Origin of the sequence: Nonomuraea sp. NPDC049486, assembly GCF_040676925.1 — a bacterium.
In the GTDB taxonomy this organism is placed as follows: Bacteria; Actinomycetota; Actinomycetes; order Streptosporangiales; family Streptosporangiaceae; genus Nonomuraea; species Nonomuraea ferruginea.
Map to the genome: position 1 here is coordinate 218,887 of NZ_JBFAPV010000011.1, position 16,017 is coordinate 234,903.

A 16,017-nucleotide genomic window follows, 5' to 3' on the forward strand; every position below is an offset into this window, starting at 1 on the left:
CCCGATCACCCTGAGGGCATGCCGGGCGTTGACACCATCGACGGCCTGACGCGGGCCGTGGCCGACTTCGACACGAGCGGGTTCGAGCTGCCGATGGAGGAGGCCGCCCTGGCGAGAGCGCGCCGGTCGCTCATGGAGACCGGCCTGCTGCTGCTCGGCGAGATGCCAGGAGTACGGGAGAACCCGCTGGTCATCCTGCGGCTGATGGACGCGCTCAGGCTCGGCAGCCTGGCGCTCGACTGGCACGGCGGCCTGACCATGGAGCTGTACACGTACCTGAGACACGGCACGCCGCTGGAGAGCGCGCACTGGTGGGTGGGCGACGGCCGGGTGACCGCGGGGCATCTCGCGGTGCTGCGGCGGCTGTCCCCGATCACGCTCACGCTGTTCGACGGCGCCGACCGGCCGGACAGGGACTCCGCCATGGCCCGGCGGGTGCTGGACACAGTGGCCGCCCCCACGCTGGTGGTCGCGGGCAGCGCCCACACCGGCGTCACGCCGGACGCGCTGGGCAAGCCCATGGGCGCCTGCCTGGCGCGGGAGCGGCCGGGGCTGGAGAGCATCCGCATCGACTACGGCCGCGGTTCCTTCTACGCGATGGAGCGGCACGGCATGGACGCCCGCGCGGCGGCGCGCGGGCTGCGGGTGGTGGGCAAGCAGTTGGTGGTGGGGCTGCCGGAGTTCAGCGAGGCGACTGTGCCGCAGCTCCCGTTCGAGGCACGGCAGGGGAAGCTTGCCCAATTTTGAGCAAGTTTGACCGGCAGGCAAGGGGTTCGCGGGCCGACCCGCGCTTCCGGATCTTTCACGAGGGCAGCGGATGCGTCAGTCTGGGGGCATCCGTCCATCGCGACACCGAGGGAGACCTGTGGCCGAACCCGTCAGCCTGGCGACCAGAGGCAGTGACTTCGCCAGACTCGCCACCAAGATCAATGAGGCCGGTCTACTCGACCGGCGTCCCGTTTATTACGCCGTCCGAGGCGCCATCGTCGCGGCCTCCTTCGTGGGCGGCTGGGCGCTGTTCGTCTGGGTGGGCGACTCGTGGCTGCAGCTGCTCGTGGCCGTCGTGCTCGCCGTGGTCTTCACCCAGGTCGGCTTCATCGCCCACGACCTCGGCCACCGTCAGGTCTTCAGGACCCGCCGCACCAGCGACCTCGTCGGCATGCTGGTCGGCAACCTCAGCATCGGCCTCGGCTGGGGCTGGTGGAACACCAAGCACAACAAGCACCACGCCAACCCCAACCACGAGGACCACGACCCGGACGTCTCCCCCGCGGTGATCGTCTGGTCGGAGGACCAGGTGTCCAGGAGCCGCGGCCTGCCCCGGTTCCTCGCCAAGCGGCAGGCGCTCTGGTTCTTCCCGCTGCTCACGTTGGAGGCCTGGCACCTGCACGTGGCCAGCGTGAAGGCGCTGTTCCAGCCCGGGGCCAGGCGCCGCCGCACCGAGGGCGTGCTGCTGCTGGCGCACTTCGTGCTCTACTTCGGCGCGGTCTTCGCCGTGCTGCCGTTCGGGAAGGCACTGCTGTTCCTGATCGTGCACCAAGGGGTGTTCGGCGTGTACCTGGGCTGCTCGTTCGCGCCCAACCACAAGGGCATGCCGGTGCTCACCGCCGAAGACAAGCTGGACTTCCTGCGCAAGCAGGTGCTCACCTCGCGCAACGTCAGGGGCGGCGTCGTCACCGACATCGCCCTCGGCCAGCTCAACTACCAGATCGAGCACCACCTGTTCCCGAACATGCCGGCGCCCAACCTCCGCAAGGCCCAGCCGATCGTGCGGCGCTACTGCGAGGAGATCGGCGTCAGCTACCTGGAGACCGGGTTGTTCCGCTCGTACGGTCAGGCCCTGCGGCACCTGCACGACGTGGGGGCCGCGCTGCGCTGACCCGGCCCGTCCCGTCCGCCTGTCCTCAGCCCTGCCGGCGACGCAGGCTCTCTCGGCGTTCCTCCAACTCGGAGATGAGTCCCGCCTGCTCGTCGGCCTGGGTGATCAGGGAGGCGATCTCCGTCTGGTCGGTCGCCCCCATGTCCCTGATCTGCTCGCGCTGCTCGCGGTTCTCCTGCTTCAGCCGCGCAATCTCCTCGTCGAGCCGGCGCAGTTCCTCTTCGTTGCTCATCCCGGGGCTGTACCCGCGAGCGGCCCGCTTACGACTTCCGGTGTATGGCCCGTACGCTGCGCGGACCGGGAGAATGGGGGGCATGGGCAGGCTGCAGGGAAGCACGGTCATGTCACTCGCCGTCGTGGCGGTGGCCGTGGTGGCGCTCGCCGTCACCTGGGTGGTCCGCGCCGACCGGCATCCCGGCGTGCTCGACGTGGTGCTGCCCGTCGTCGCCATGGCCGGCGTGCTGTTCCGCGAGCGCTGCCCGGTGGGGGCCCTGGTCGCCGTGATGGGGGCGACCGTGGCCTACTATCCCTTCACCTCGCTGGACGCCCCGATCATCTTCCTGCCGTTCCTGGTGCTCTACACCGCGGCCGATCGCGGCCATCTCATCGCCGCCATCGCCACCGGCTCGGTCGCGCTGCTGGCTATGGGGCTGGGCGAGAGCGGCGAGGTCCGCCACGTGGACGACAGCACGTTCGTCATGATCGCCGGCTGGGTGGTGGCGGCCATCGCGGGCGGCAGCGTGGCCCGCAACCGCCGCGCCTACCTGCGGGAGGCCGAGCAGCGGGCGCACGAGGCCGAGCGCGGCAAGGAGGAGGAGGCCAGGCGGCGGGCCGGCGAGGAGCGCCTGCGCATCGCCAGGGAGCTGCACGACGTGCTCGGTCACAACATCTCCCTGATCAACGTGCAGGCGTCGGCGGCGCTCCACGGCATGAGGAAGCGGCCTGAAGACGCCGAGCTGGCGCTGCGCACGATCAAGGAGACGAGCAAGGAGACGCTGCGCGAGCTGCGCACCACGCTGGGCGTGCTGCGCCAGGTCGACGAGGACGCGCCGACCGCGCCCGCCGACAGCCTGTCCCGGCTGGACGAGCTGGTCGGGGCGTCCGGGCTGAAGGTGCGCACCGAGCTGTCCGGGCCGCTCGACCGGGTGCCGGTCGAGGTCGACCTGGCCGCCGTCCGGATCATCCGCGAGGCGCTGACCAATGTCGCCCGCCATTCCGGCGCCGGCGAGGCCACGCTCACCGTCTCCTCAGATGACCGGCATATCCTGATCCGCGTGGATGATGACGGCCCGGGAGTCACGTTCACCGAGGGCAGCGGCTTCGGCCTGCGCGGCATGCGCGAGCGCGCCGTCGCGCTCGGCGGCAGCCTGGAGGCCGGGCCACGACCGGAGGGCGGTTTCCGCGTCCTCGCCTCACTACCGCTGGACGGAGCCCCATGATCCGCGTGCTGCTGGCCGACGACCAGAACCTGGTACGAGCCGGGTTCCGGTCCATCCTCAGCGACGAGGACGACCTCGAGGTGGTGGCGGAGGCGGGCAACGGCGCCGAGGCCGTGGCCCTGGCCCGCGAGCTGCGGCCGGACGTGGTGCTGATGGACATCCGGATGCCCGAGCTCGACGGTCTGGAGGCCACCCGCCGGATCGCCGGCGACCCGCGGCTCGACACGGTCAAGGTGATCATCCTGACCACGTTCGACCTCGACGACTACGTCTACGGCGCGCTGCGCGCGGGCGCCGGCGGGTTCCTGGTCAAGGACACCGAGCCGGCCGAGCTGATCCACGCCGTCCGCGTGGTGGCCAGAGGTGACGCGCTCATCGCGCCGTCCGTCACCCGGCGGCTGATCTCCGAGTTCGCCGGCCGGGTCAAGCGGCCCGAGCCCGGCCCTGAGCTCAACGCCCTCACCGAGCGGGAGCGCGAGGTGCTGGCGCTGGTCGCGGGCGGGCTTTCCAACGACGAGATCGCGGCCAAGCTGGTGCTCAGCCCGGCCACCGCGAAGACCCACGTCAGCCGCATCATGACCAAGCTCAGGGTGCGCGACCGCGCCCAGCTCGTGGTGCTCGCCTACGAGGCCGGTGTCATCACGCCGGGCTGGCTTACCTCCTGAGGAGTACGTCCCCGGGGCGGGTGAAACCCCGGGAGTACGGTGAGTGCACGCCGCGGGCTGACGCGCGAGAGGTGATCGTCGCCCGACCCTGACCTCTATGGACACCGTCGACCTCGCGCGCCTGCAGTTCGCCCTGACCGCGGGCGCGCACTTCCTCTTCGTCGCGCTGACGCTCGGCCTGGTCACGCTGGTGGCCGTCATCCAGACCCGGGCCACGATCAGCCGCAGCCCGGTCCACGTGGGCATGACCAGGTTCTGGGGCCAGCTCTACATCATCAACTACGCGATGGGCATCGTCACCGGGCTCGTCATGGAGTTCCAGCTCGGCATGGCATGGAGCGGGCTGGCGGAGTTCGCGGGGAACGTGTTCGGCTCCGCCCTGGCGCTGGAGACGATGGTCGCCTTCTTCATCGAGTCGACGTTCCTCGGCCTGTGGATCTTCGGCTGGGACAAGCTGAACCGTTGGGCGCACCTGGCGCTGATCTGGATCGTCGCGCTCACCGCGTACGCGTCCGCGTTCTGGATCCTGGTGGCCAACGGGTTCCTGCAGAACCCGGTCGGCTACCGGTCAGACGGCCACACACTGCACATCACCGACTTCGGCGCGATGGTGGCCAACCCGGCGGCGATGGTGGCGCTCGGGCACGTCCTGGGCGGGGCGATGATGGTCGGCGGCTTCTTCATGGCCGGGGTGAGCGCCTACCACCTGCTCAGGCGTACCCCTGAGCAGGATTTCTTCCGCAAGTCGCTGCGGATCGGGGCGGGCGTGGCGCTGCCCGCCACGATGGTGACGGCCGCGTTCGGCGGGGTCGGGTTCGCCACGCTGCAGCCGGGCAAGATCGCAGCCTGGACGGGCGACGCCGACCGCGCCGCCGCGGTCCAGGCGGAGATGACGGCGCTGCACGGGCCCGGCGACTACCTGCCGCCCGTGGAGTGGGTGCAGGCCGGGGCGCTGACCATGCTGATCCTGTTCGGGATCATGTTCTTCCTTTCGGGGCTGAACTTCGTGCTCATGCTGATCCGGCCGGTGGTGCACGGCTTCCGCGCCTGGCACGTGGTGCTGATCGCGGCGATCCCGCTGCCGTTCGGAGCCATGATCGGGGGTTGGGTCTTCCGGGAGGTGGGGCGGCAGCCGTGGGCGGTCTACGGGCTGCTCACCACGGAGGACGCGATGTCGCCGGTGGGCGACGGGGTGATGCGCTTCTCCCTGATCGCGTTCACCGCGGTGTTCGCCGCGCTGACCGTGATCAACTCCTGGCTGCTGGCCAGGACCGCGCGGCGCGGGCCCGCCGCCGTCGGCCTCGGCGCGCGGCCCGCCGAGAAGCCCGAGCCCGTCCCGGCGTTCTGAGGAGCGAACGTGACTCCTCCGCTCCCTGAAGGGAGCGGCTTCTCGCTAAGCCGCTTCCGCAACCTGGCGAAGGGCAAGCCCTGCCCTCAAGATGTTGACCGCCGCGTTCACATCGGCGTGCGCGGCATGCCCACACGCCGTACAAGCGAACCCGGCCTGGGTGACGCGGTTCTCCTTCGCCACATGCCCGCAATGCGAGCACGTGCGGGAGGTGCCGGCGGGGTTCACCGCGATCAGCTTGCGACCGGCGCTCTCAGCCTTGTGCGACAGGATCGTCAGGAACACCCCCCAGCCCGCGTCCAGGATGCTCCGGTTCAGGCCGGACTTCTGTGCGACGTTCCGGCCGGGAGCCTCGATCGTGCCGGACGCGCTGCGGGTCATGTTCGCGATCCGCAGGTCCTCGTGCACGATCACGTCGTAGGCGCGGACCAGCGCGTTCGCGGCCTTGTGCGCGTGGTCGAGGCGCTGACGGCGGACTTTGCCGTGCAGCGCGGCGACGCGGGCCACCGCCTTGCGCCGCCGCCGGGAGCCCCGTTTCTTGCGAGCCAGGTCGCGCTGCGCGTCTGCGAGGCGGCCGGCGGTCGCGGCCAGGTGACGCGGGTTCGCCACCTGGCCGCCGTCGGAGGTGGTGAGGAGCGAGGCGACACCCATGTCGATCCCGGCCATCGCGCCCGTGGCGGGCAGAGGTTCGGCGGGTACGTCGTCGCACGACAGGACCAGATACCAGCGGGAGCCCTCGCGCTTGACGCTGATGGTCTTGACCCGGCCTTTCACGGGCCGGTGCTGGTGGACACGGACGTGCCCGACGCCCTGCAAGCGGACGTAGGTGGCGGTGGGATGTCCGGGCTGGGAGTCCCACCGGCAGCCGTCGCCGTCCTTCGGCCACTCGACGGTGTCGAACCGGCCGCGCCCTTTGAAACGAGGGAAGCCCGGGGTGCGTCCAGCCTTGACCCGGCGGAAGAACGCGCCGAACGCCTTGTCGAGCCGTCGCAGGGTGGCCTGCTGGGAGGAGAACGACCAGCGGCCCTGCCCGCCGGTGTCATCCCCCCGGATGTGTTTCAGCTCGGCCGACTGGTCGCCGTACCGGACGCTCACGCCCGCCCTGGCGTAGGCGGTGCGGCGGTGCTCCAGGGCGGCGTTGTAGAGCTGCCGGTGGTCCTCCAGACACGCGGTGAGAGCAATCTCCTGGTGGCGGGTGGGGCGCAGCAGGAACTTGAACGACCTGCGCACACCTCACCTCCTGTCACGTTCGGTAACGACAACACCACGGTATCGGCTGCCGCCGACAAAGCTTGGAAGGACATCCCTGATGCGCAGACCTGACAGGTCAGGGCACGCTCGGGCCCTGGCGGTCATCCCGCTCCCGATTCCCTCGTCGCCTGAAGGCGCCGGTCCCTTCGGGAGGCTCTGATGGAGATCTTCATTCTGGCGTTCTTCGCGCTCGGCTATCTGGTGCTGGCCGGGGCGGACATCGGCGTCGGCATGGCGCTGCCGTACCTGGGCCGCACGCCCGCCGAGCGGCGCGAGGCGATCGCCGCCATCGCCCCGTTCTTCCTCGGCAACGAGGTGTGGCTGGTCGTCACCGCCGGCGTGCTGGCCGGGCTCTTCCCCGAGCTGGAGGGCGAGCTGCTGAGCGGCAACTACCCGCTGATCGTGGCGCTGCTGCTGTCCTGGGTGGTCAGGGACACCGGGTTGTGGCTGCGTGGGCGGCTCGACGGCCGGCTCTGGCAGGGCTGGTGGGACGGCGCGATCGTGGCCGGCAGCTGGGGGCTGGCGCTGAGCCTGGGCGGGCTGCTCGGCCACGTGCTGCTCGGCATGACCGGGCCGCTCGCGCTGCTGCCGGTGGCGGTGCTGGCCGCGCTGTTCGGCACGCACGGGCTGGCGTTCGCCGCGCTCCGGCTGCGGGGCGAGTTGCGGCGGCGCGCGGCGGTGCTGTCGGGCGGCGCCGGCGAGGGCCGCACCTACGCGCTGACGGCGGCGGCCCTGATGGTGGTGGGCGTGCTGGCCGGGCTCCGGCTGCCGCTGGAGCCCGGCACGTCGGGGGCGGTGCTGGGGCCGGTCGTCCTGGCCATGATGCCGCTGATGGTGGCGGCCCAGGCCTGGGTGTGGTGGACGTTCCGGCACCGCGTCACCGGCCCCTCCTACCTTTGACCTACAGGTTGCCGCCGCCGGTGGCGTCGAGGGTACTGCCGGTCATGAAGCTCGCCCCGGGGGAGGCGGCGAAGGCGATCACGTCGGCGATCTCGTCGACGTGGCCGATCCGGTTGACCGCGTGCACGCTCGTCGCGTACGCCTCTCCTTCGGGGGTACGCAACCAGCCCGCGTTCACGTCGGTGTCGATGATGCCGGGGGCGACGTTGTTGACCGTGATCCCGCGCGGGCCGACCTCCTTGGCCAGCGCGAGCGTGAACGTCTGCACTGCACCCTTGGTCATGGCGTACGCGATCGCCTGGGGGAAGGCGATACGCGTCACGCCCGAGGTGACGTTGACGATCCGGCCGCCGTTCGGGATGAGCGGCAGCAGGCGCTTGGTGAGGAAGAACAGGCCTCGCACGTTCACCGCGAAGATCCGGTCGAACGCCTCCACCGTCTCCTGCTCCATCGGTACGGACGTACCGATGGCCGCGTTGTTCACCAGCACGTCCAGCCGGTCGGTCTCTTGCCGGAGCTGGGCGGCCAGGGACTCCACCTCGGCCGTGTCGCCCAGGTCGGCCCGGAGCGCGAACGCGCTGCCGCCGCCCGTCTCGATCAGCCGGACGACGTCCTCGGCCGCGGCGCCGTTCACCCCGTAGTGCACCCCGACGCGGAACCCGTCGCGGGCCAGCCGCAGCGCCGCCGCGCGGCCGATCCCCCTGCTCGCGCCTGTCACCAGAGCGGTCCTCATGATGAACTTCCCTTTCTTTAGTGATCGCTACAGGAAAAATAACATAGCGATCGCTATAGAATGGGTCCATGGCGAGACAGCGAGCCTTCGACCGCGACGAAGCACTCGACCGGGCGCTGCGCGCGTTCTGGCGCCACGGCTACGAGGCGACCTCCATCGCCGAGCTGACCGCGGTGATGGACATCCGACCGCCCAGCCTGTACGCGGCCTTCGGCGACAAGCGGCGGCTGTTCGAGGAGGCGCTCCGGCGCTACCAGGAGAGCTACGGCGCCTTCACCGCCCGTGCGCTCGCCGAGGAGCCGACGGCCCGCGAGGCCATCGAGCGCATCCTTTACGAGGCCGCGGACGAGTACACCGACCCCGGCCACCCGCACGGCTGCATGATCATCTCGGCCGCGGTGAACTGCGGGCCGGAGTCGTCGGAGGTCGAGGAGGGGCTGAGGCTCAAGCGGGAGGCGGCCAAGGCCGCGCTCAGGGAGCGCATCGAGCGCGACGTGACGGCCGGCCTGCTTCCTCCGTCCGCCGACGCGGCGGCGCTGGCCGCCTACTACGCGGCGGTCATCCAGGGGATGTCCACCCAGGCCCGCGACGGTGCGAGCCGCGACGAGCTGGAACGCACCGCCGCCCTGGCGATGCGCGCCTGGCCTGCGACCACCCCGCCCCACCCCTGACCGGACCCGCGCGATCTGCGCGGACGTTTCCGGCCCCGGGGTCGCGGTCAGTGGGCCTTGATGGAGGCGTCCTCGGCGGGCTTCTTCCGGGCTGACACGCGCAGCCAGCGCGTCCCGTACGGATCGAGCGGCAGCCGCACCGGGCCCGACTCCGGAACCTCGACGGTGCCGTCCACCAGCAGGTCGGTCAGCAGGGAGCCGGCCAGCCCGTCGAGCTCCACCTCGGCCTCCACCGCCTCGTCGCCCAGGTTGTGCACGGCCACGACCGTGGCGCCGTCGGCGTCGCTGCGGTGCGCGTGGACGGCGGGATGCCCGGCGTCCAGCGGTTCGTACTCGCCCCAGGCCAGCTCCGGGCACTCCCGGTAGCGTTCGATGAGCAGCTGGAACCAGCGCAGCAGCGAATCGGTGTCGCGCTTCTGGTCCTCGACGTTGACGTGCTCGGGCCCGAACCGCCCGCCGGGCATCGGACGCACCGGCTCGGCCGGGCTGAAGCCGCCGTCCTTCGACCACTGCATGGGGGTGCGCACCGCCATCCGGCCCTCGACGTCCAGGTTCTCGCCCAGCCCGATCTCCTCGCCGTAGAAGATCACCGGCGTGCCGGGCAGCGAGAACATCAGGCTGTAGGCCAGCTTCATCCGGCGCAGGTCGCCGTCGAACATGCCCGGCATCCGCCGGCGCAGGCCGCGGCCGAAGATCTGCATGCGCTCCTCAGGCCCGAACGCCCGGAACACCTCCTGCCGCTCCTCGTCGCTGAGCTGGTCCAGCGTCAGCTCGTCGTGGTTGCGCAGGAACGTCGCCCACTGGGCGTCCTTAGGCGCGTCCGGCCGTTCGCGCAGCGCGGCCACGAGCGGCGCCGCCTCCCGGCGGGCCAGCGCCAGCCAGGCCCGCTGCATGACGGTGAAGTCGAAGCACATGGTGAGCTCGTCGCCCAGCCCGTCGCCGAAGTAGCTGACCAGCTCCTTGTACGGCAGGTTCACCTCGCCGAGCAGCACCGAGTTGCCCTTGCGGCGGGTCATGAACGCGCGCAGGCCGGCCAGGACCTCGTGCGGCTCCCCCAGTTGCGGCGAGACGTTCTCGATCAGGAACGGCACCGCGTCCACCCGGAACCCGGCCAGCCCCAGCTCCATCCAGAACCCGAGGATGCGGGAGATCTCGTCACGCACCTCCGGGTTGCCCATGTTCAGATCCGGCTGGTGCTTGTAGAAGCTGTGCAGGTAGTACTGGCCGGAGCGGTCGTCGCGCTCCCAGACGCTGTCCTCCTGGTCAGGGAAGACCACCTGCTCCGGCTCCGGTCCCGGCTCGTCCTTCCAGACGAACCAGTCGCGCATCGGCGCGTCCTTGCCCTTGCGCGCCTCCAGGAACCACGGGTGCCAGTCGGAGGTGTGGTTCACGACCAGGTCGGCGATGACCCGCATGCCCCGGTCGTGCGCGGTGCGCATGAACTCCACGAAGTCGCCGAGCGTGCCGAGCCTCGGGTCGACACTGTAGAAGTCGGTGACGTCGTACCCGTCGTCCCGGTTGGCCGTGGGGTAGAACGGCATCAGCCACAGGCAGGTGACCCCGAGGTCGGCCAGATAGTCGATCTCCTGGGTGAGCCCTCGGAAGTCGCCGATCCCGTCGCCGTCCCCGTCCTTGAAGGTCTCCACGTCGAGGCAGTAGACGACGGCGTTCTTCCACCAGAGGTCGCTCGTGTACGTCATACGCATGCGGGTCGGGCTACCCCCAAATTCCGGCAAAGAACGAGTCTGGGAGATCGGGGATCGGCAGGCATGACCGCGCCTCTGCCGGGCATCCGCAGACGTCGACTGCCGGTTAGCGGCATTCATCCACGCACTACGACAAACCGCCACTAAAGTCTGACCCGAAACGGATCTCCCGGAGGATGCCCATCATGAGCGACCACGCGATCACCTTCGACCTCATCGACACGGACAAGGACGGCCGCATCTCGGCCGAGGAGCTCGTCCGCCTGATGGAGATCCTCGGCCAGCCGGTGACCCTGGAAGCCGCCCAGGCAGGCGTGCGACGCCTGGACCAGGACGGCGACGGCCTCATCGACCTGAACGAGTTCGGCGCCTTCCTGAAGCCGTAGGCTCGTCGCGGGCGAAACGGGCCGAGACTCCCGGACTCTCGAGAAGCCGCCACATACCGCTGGACGGGTCCTGATCGAGGAGATCACAACCGGGTTCGGCCCCGCCCGGGTGAGCGCACGCGCCGGATGCGCAGCGCATGCCCAGATTCCGCGCGTTGGCATAAGCCTTTCCGACGCGGGGCAGCAGGTCCTCTGCCCGCGACCGGGTGATCCTCTTGTCCTTCCCGCCGAAGCCGGCGAAAGCCGGGCGCTGCGCGAGTAACCGGTGGACGTGATCGTTGCACCCGCTCTGCGGCACGTCGTACATCCCGTAGTGCAGGTACAGCCAGAAGTCGAAAGAAGGGCTGGAGAAGGCCACCCGGATCTTGGCTTGATGTCAGCCAGTGACGCGAAGGGTCCGCCTGTGGTCTTGATCGATTCCAGATGCCTTCACGGAGTCCAGACGGCCCATCCCCGGGGGGGAGCGCGAGGGGGCCGGCCCCCTCGCCGGGGGTGTGGGGGTGTGCCCCCACAGTCACAGCCTGAGCTCTCGGGCGCGCAGCGCCCTGGCGGGGGAAGACCGCGCTGTTGGCGTGCCGGCGAAGACCGAGGGCTAAACGGTGCGGATGTAGAGCTGGCCGAAGACTTCGGACAGGTTGCGGAGGTCTGTGGCCACGTCCACCTCCGGGGTCGCCGGGTCGTACAGGGTGGCGAGGCGGGGGCGGATGGAGGTGAGCTTCTTGAGCTGGTCCCAGGTGGGGTTGGCCGCCCACTTCTCTCCGTACACGCGGCTGACCTGGCCCTGGGCGTCCTGCCAGCGGGTCCAGAGGGTGATGGTGCCGGCGGCGGCGTCCTGGAGCGGGGCGGCGATGCGGTCGGTGATGGTCTGGGTGGCCTGCTCGGTGGTCAGCCGGGAACCGCCGGGGGCGGCGAAGCCGGTGTCCTCGGCGGCGATGTGCGCGTAGGCGTCCCAGGCGCGGGCGCGGACCTGGATCCACTGGTTGCGCTGGGCGGTGGCGGCGTCGATCCGCCACGTGGCGTACTCGGTGGCGAGGTGGCCGCCGTCGAGGGAGAGCTGGTCGACGAGGCCCTTGGCGAGCCAGGCGCCGATGCGGTCGGGGTCGAGCAGCGGGTGCTTCTTGGCGAGGGCCTCGGTGCACTCGGCGACGGCGCCGCAGCCGAAGACGGGCACCGCGGTGTGGACGGCGAGCTTCTTGCCGGGGGCGAGCTTGCGGAGCGCGGCGGAGGCCGAGGCGACGAACGTGTCCAGCTCGTCGGCCGTGGCGAACGTCCGGTCGTAGCCGAGGCCGGAGCTGAAGCGGATGCCCGCGACGCCGGGCTGGGCGGCCAGGGCGGCGACCTTCTTGGCGGCCTCGGCGAGGTTGCCGGCCTGGTGGTCGTCGGCCAGCTCGGCGTCGATCCAGACGCGCATGCCGCTCGTGGCCGAGGTCTTGACGGCCTGGCCGGCGGGGGTCTCGGCGGCCTTCTTCACGGCGGCGCCGGTGACCTCGTCGGGGTCGACGAAGCAGGGCTCGGCGGTCGGGCACTCGGGCTGCCCGCCGTCCTCGGCGCCCTCGACGTCGGGACTGCCGACGTCGTGCGACTGACCGTCGCCTTCCGAGTCGGTGGGGCAGTCGCTCTCGGTGCAGTCGATGACGATCGGGTCCATCGGGCCGGTGTCGCGCATGTTCTGACCGTCGTTGTCAAGCCAGAAGCGGGCGATCTCGGCGGCTTCCTCGGGGGTGGCCATCCAGCGGCAGACGACGTACGCGGGGGTGTCCTCCGCCATGAGGTCGTTGCAGCTGCGCGGATCGTCCTGTGACCACGCCGGGACGCCGATGCCGAGGAGGGAGAGCGCGAGACCGATGACGAAGAGCTGCCGCAGTCGCATGGCACCTTGACTTCCGGAGAGTGATCGGCTGGCATCTCGCACGATATCGGTATCAACGGTCGATCTCTACCGCCTGTGTCCGGGCGTGTGGAAAATGGGACGACACCATCGCTTCGTACCCGTCACACTTGAGCGTGCGTGAAATCCTCGGCGATCTCGGGCTGTTCCGGGACAGGCGCTTCGCCCTGCTCTTCGCGGCCCGGACCATCTCGATGCTCGGCGCCGCGTTCGCCCCGGTGGCCCTCGCTTTCGGCATCCTCGACCTGCCCGGCGCCACCGCCACGACGCTGTCGGTGGTGCTGACCGCGGAGGCGCTGCCGATGGTGCTGTTCATGCTGTTCGCCGGGGTGCTGGCCGACCGGTTCCCGCGGCAGCGGGTGATGCAGTTCGGCGAGTGGGCCAACGCCTTGGCCTTCTTCACCCTGGGCGCGATGCTGCTGTCCGGCTGGACCCCCCTGGTCGGCCTGGTCGCCGCGGCCGCCTTCAGCGGGATAGCCGTCGCCGCGCTCTATCCCGCGCTGACCGGGATCATCCCCGAGGTCGTGCCGGCCGAGCGGCTGCAGGCCGGCAACGCGCTGCTCGGCCTGGGCGCGAACGTCGCCAGGATGGGCGGCGCGGTGCTCGGCGGTGCCACGGTGGTGCTCGTCGGCGGCGGGTGGGCGCTGGCGGTCAGCGGCGCCCTGTTCGCCACCGCGGGGGTGCTGATCTCGCTGGTGCGGCCCACTCCTCTGGTGCGCGAGCGCGGGGAGCGGCATTCGGTGCTGAAGGATCTGCGCGAGGGCTGGCGCGAGTTCAGCTCCCGGCAGTGGATCTGGGTGGTGGTCGCCCAGTTCTCGATCCTGGTGATGGCGATCCAGGCCGGTCACGGGGTGCTCGGGCCGCTGCTGGCCAAGGAGAGCCTGGGCGGCCCGGCGGCGTGGTCGGCGTTCCTGGCCGGCGAGGCGATCGGCACGATCGCGGGCGTGGTGGTGTCGCTGCGGGTGCGGCCGCGCCGGCCGATCCTGGTCGGCACGCTGCTCTGCCTGCCGGCGGCGCTGCCGTACTTCCTGCTGGGGACGGGTTCGCCGCTGTGGGTGACGGTATTGGGCGCGTTCGTGCTGGGCGTCTGTTTCGACGTGTTCGGCGTGCTGTGGATGACGACCATGCAGCGGGAGGTCCCGCCGGAGTCGCTGTCGCGGGTGAGCTCGTACGACGCGCTCGGCTCGCTGATGTTCGGCCCGATCGGGCTCATGCTGGCGGCGCCGGCGGCGGCGCTGATGGGCGTGCAGAACGCGCTGCTGGCGTGCGGCGGCCTGGTGGTGCTGTCCACCTGCGCGGCGCTGCTCTCCCCCGGCGTGCGCAACCTCCGCGCCCCGGCGCGTCTGGAGGCCGTCTCAAGCTGAGGCCCGCCCGCTGGTCCGCAGCCCGCGTGCCGGTGCCCGCTCGTGCAGCCCGAACCTCGGCTCCGGCCCGTACTCGCCGTCGAGGATCCCCGCCACGTACTCGGCCAGCGCCGGGGCGTGCTTGAAGCCGTGGCCGGAGTCGCCGCCGAGCAGCCACACGCCGGGCTCGGTCTCGGCGATGATCCACTCGGCGTCGGGAGTGAGCGCGTACTGGCAGACCTGGCTGAACAGCACCGGCGCCGAAGCCAGCGACGGGAACCGCCGCGCCAGGTAGGACCGGGCGCGCGCGACGCTGGCCTCGTCCACGGCGCGCTCGCCGTGCTCGGGCTCGTACGGGCGGCCTTCGACGTCGGAGGTGGCCTTCATGCCCACGCCGTCCACGTCACCGTGGCCGTAAGCGGCGGCGGCGTGGTCCACCCAGGCGGGCGTGCCGGGCGCGGTCCACGCGGCGGGGACCGCGAAGTGCAGCGTGTCCTGCTTGGTCACAGTCACGGGCACGTCGAACAGCTCGGGCAGCCAGGCGCCGCACGCCCACACCACCCGGTCGGCGGTCAGCACCTCGCCGTCGGCCTCGACGGCGGTGCCGGGCGCCGGGGTCGCGCGGGCCCGGACGATCCGGGCGCCGGCGGACTCGGCCAGCCTGGCGGTCACCTGGGTGGCGCGGCGTGCTCTGATGACGCCGGCGTGCGGCTCCCACAGCAGGTGGCTGAGGCCGGCGGGGCTGTAGTCGGGGAAGAAGCGGGCGCCGTCGGCCGGGTCGAGGACCTCGCACGGTATATCCAGATTTTTCAGGACCTGGGCGCTGGCGTGCTCCCACCCGTCCGGCGTCCGGGCGAACCAGAGCATGCCTGCTTCCGCGTACAACTCCTCCCCGGCGCGCTCGCCGAGCCGCCGCCAGCCGTCGCGCGCCCGCCACGCCATGCGCGCGTACCACTCCTCGCCGCCGTGCGAGCAGCGCATCAGCCGGGTCTCGCCCGCGCTGGCCTGTCGTACGTGTCCCGCCTGGTGCTGCTCGACCAGCGTCACCCGCCATCCGGTTTCGGCCAGCCGCAACGCCAGCGATGAACCCCAAATGCCCGATCCGACCACGATGACCGATTTCATGGGACCACGGTGACCCGGAGACCCCCGCCGGATCAAGGGGTCAGATGACGATCAACGTCACCACCACGCCCGCGCAGTTGCCCGCCAGGCAGATGCGCACCGGCACCCTGGACACCCCGGACTCCGCGGGCACGCCGCCGACGTGCCCGTCCGGGCCGATGGTGACGCCCGGGGGCAGCGCGCCCTGGCGGGTCACGGTGAACGTCGGCGGCACCCCCGTGGGCCCGCCCCTGATCTGGATGTTCCCGTCCAGCCGCTGCCCGGCCCTGCCGGGGAAGGTGAGCGCGCCCGGCGCCCACGGCACGTTGCGCAGCACGACGAACGTGACCCGCTCCTCGTCGCACGCCTGATCGCGGCAGATCTGGACCTGGGCCGCGTACGTGCCGGCCCGCTCGGGCCTGCCGTACACGCGGCCGGTCGCGTCCACCCCGATCCCCGGCGCGAGGCGCGGGCCCGGACGGATGCGCGCCCCCTTCTCCACGGGCATCAGGCGCTGCTCGACCTCGATGCCCACGGTCAGGTAGAAGGTGTCCTCCACCAGCCGGTCGAACGGGGTCGCCGCGGGCGCGGCCCTGGTGGCGTAGAGCGCCCGTGATCCCACGGAAGGAAGCGCGGGAAGGAAAGCGCACATGGCCAGCCCGGCAACCAGGAGTATCCACGTTTGCCGCATCCTTACCCCCCGG

The 16,017-nt window shown here is 71.1% G+C and carries 17 protein-coding genes; 9 read left to right on the forward strand and 8 right to left on the reverse strand.

The genetic code is table 11. The features are described 5' to 3' along the window. Positions 1-18: 18 nt before the first annotated feature. Together AB0K05_RS30115 and AB0K05_RS30120 are read left to right on the forward strand one after the other, a co-directional pair. On the forward strand, positions 19-747 hold the full coding sequence (locus AB0K05_RS30115; protein WP_364233584.1) for a hypothetical protein: 729 nt from the start codon (positions 19-21) through the stop codon (positions 745-747). A gap of 118 nt (positions 748-865) precedes the next feature. Further along, positions 866-1,879 carry an acyl-CoA desaturase gene (locus tag AB0K05_RS30120; protein ID WP_364233586.1) on the forward strand — a complete coding sequence of 338 codons (1,014 nt, stop codon included), beginning with the start codon at positions 866-868 and terminating at the stop codon, positions 1,877-1,879. 25 nt (positions 1,880-1,904) lie between these two features. On the opposite strand, the gene AB0K05_RS30125 is transcribed toward AB0K05_RS30120, so the two are convergent. Beyond that, positions 1,905-2,111, reverse strand: a complete 207-nt coding sequence (locus AB0K05_RS30125; protein WP_364233588.1) for a hypothetical protein — start codon at positions 2,109-2,111, stop codon at positions 1,905-1,907. An 82-nt stretch (positions 2,112-2,193) separates the two neighbouring features. Between AB0K05_RS30125 and AB0K05_RS30130 the strand changes: the two genes are divergently transcribed. The 3 genes from AB0K05_RS30130 (at position 2,194) to AB0K05_RS30140 (ending at position 5,331) form a co-directional block, all read left to right on the forward strand. Further along, complete coding sequence (locus AB0K05_RS30130; RefSeq protein ID WP_364233590.1) at positions 2,194-3,318, forward strand: sensor histidine kinase; 1,125 nt, start codon at positions 2,194-2,196, stop codon at positions 3,316-3,318. After that, positions 3,315-3,983, forward strand: coding sequence for a response regulator transcription factor (locus AB0K05_RS30135; protein WP_364233592.1), 669 nt, complete (start codon positions 3,315-3,317; stop codon positions 3,981-3,983). The genes AB0K05_RS30130 and AB0K05_RS30135 overlap by 4 nt, the downstream gene beginning before the upstream one ends. A gap of 97 nt (positions 3,984-4,080) precedes the next feature. Beyond that, positions 4,081-5,331, forward strand: a complete 1,251-nt coding sequence (locus AB0K05_RS30140) for a cytochrome ubiquinol oxidase subunit I (RefSeq protein WP_219550153.1) — start codon at positions 4,081-4,083, stop codon at positions 5,329-5,331. A 45-nt stretch (positions 5,332-5,376) separates the two neighbouring features. Here the strand turns inward: AB0K05_RS30140 and AB0K05_RS30145 are convergent, their stop codons facing one another. Continuing rightward, positions 5,377-6,561 carry a transposase gene (locus AB0K05_RS30145; protein WP_364233594.1) on the reverse strand — a complete coding sequence of 395 codons (1,185 nt, stop codon included), beginning with the start codon at positions 6,559-6,561 and terminating at the stop codon, positions 5,377-5,379. 180 nt (positions 6,562-6,741) lie between these two features. On the opposite strand from AB0K05_RS30145, the gene AB0K05_RS30150 reads away from it, so the two are divergent. Next, complete coding sequence (locus AB0K05_RS30150) at positions 6,742-7,482, forward strand: cytochrome d ubiquinol oxidase subunit II (protein WP_271276185.1); 741 nt, start codon at positions 6,742-6,744, stop codon at positions 7,480-7,482. Between the two features lies 1 nt (position 7,483). Here the strand turns inward: AB0K05_RS30150 and AB0K05_RS30155 are convergent, their stop codons facing one another. Then, the gene (locus AB0K05_RS30155) at positions 7,484-8,215 is read right to left on the reverse strand and encodes an SDR family oxidoreductase (protein WP_271276186.1); all 732 of its coding nucleotides are present in this window, start codon (positions 8,213-8,215) and stop codon (positions 7,484-7,486) included. Between the two features lie 68 nt (positions 8,216-8,283). Between AB0K05_RS30155 and AB0K05_RS30160 the strand changes: the two genes are divergently transcribed. After that, on the forward strand, positions 8,284-8,886 hold the full coding sequence (locus AB0K05_RS30160; protein WP_271276187.1) for a TetR/AcrR family transcriptional regulator: 603 nt from the start codon (positions 8,284-8,286) through the stop codon (positions 8,884-8,886). A 47-nt stretch (positions 8,887-8,933) separates the two neighbouring features. On the opposite strand, the gene AB0K05_RS30165 is transcribed toward AB0K05_RS30160, so the two are convergent. Continuing rightward, positions 8,934-10,592 (reverse strand): alpha-amylase family protein, encoded by a 1,659-nt coding sequence (locus AB0K05_RS30165; RefSeq protein ID WP_364233597.1) that lies wholly within the window; start codon positions 10,590-10,592, stop codon positions 8,934-8,936. Between the two features lie 185 nt (positions 10,593-10,777). On the opposite strand from AB0K05_RS30165, the gene AB0K05_RS30170 reads away from it, so the two are divergent. Continuing rightward, entirely contained in the window at positions 10,778-10,978 is a 201-nt protein-coding gene (locus AB0K05_RS30170; protein WP_364233599.1) for an EF-hand domain-containing protein, read from the forward strand. Here AB0K05_RS30170 and AB0K05_RS30175 read toward each other — a convergent pair. Both AB0K05_RS30175 and AB0K05_RS30180 read right to left on the reverse strand, forming a co-directional pair. Further along, complete coding sequence (locus AB0K05_RS30175; protein ID WP_364233601.1) at positions 10,938-11,336, reverse strand: hypothetical protein; 399 nt, start codon at positions 11,334-11,336, stop codon at positions 10,938-10,940. The two genes, AB0K05_RS30170 and AB0K05_RS30175, sit on opposite strands and share 41 nt — an antisense overlap. A 234-nt stretch (positions 11,337-11,570) precedes the next feature. After that, a complete protein-coding gene (locus AB0K05_RS30180) occupies positions 11,571-12,848 on the reverse strand; it encodes a hypothetical protein (RefSeq protein WP_364233603.1) in 1,278 nt (425 codons plus the stop codon). 134 nt (positions 12,849-12,982) lie between these two features. Between AB0K05_RS30180 and AB0K05_RS30185 the strand changes: the two genes are divergently transcribed. After that, entirely contained in the window at positions 12,983-14,230 is a 1,248-nt protein-coding gene (locus AB0K05_RS30185; RefSeq protein WP_364233730.1) for an MFS transporter, read from the forward strand. On the opposite strand, the gene AB0K05_RS30190 is transcribed toward AB0K05_RS30185, so the two are convergent. Both AB0K05_RS30190 and AB0K05_RS30195 read right to left on the reverse strand, forming a co-directional pair. Beyond that, complete coding sequence (locus AB0K05_RS30190; protein WP_364233605.1) at positions 14,222-15,334, reverse strand: FAD-dependent oxidoreductase; 1,113 nt, start codon at positions 15,332-15,334, stop codon at positions 14,222-14,224. The genes AB0K05_RS30185 and AB0K05_RS30190 overlap by 9 nt on opposite strands. A gap of 40 nt (positions 15,335-15,374) precedes the next feature. Then, a complete protein-coding gene (locus tag AB0K05_RS30195) occupies positions 15,375-15,935 on the reverse strand; it encodes a hypothetical protein (protein WP_364233607.1) in 561 nt (186 codons plus the stop codon). Positions 15,936-16,017: the final 82 nt, after the last annotated feature.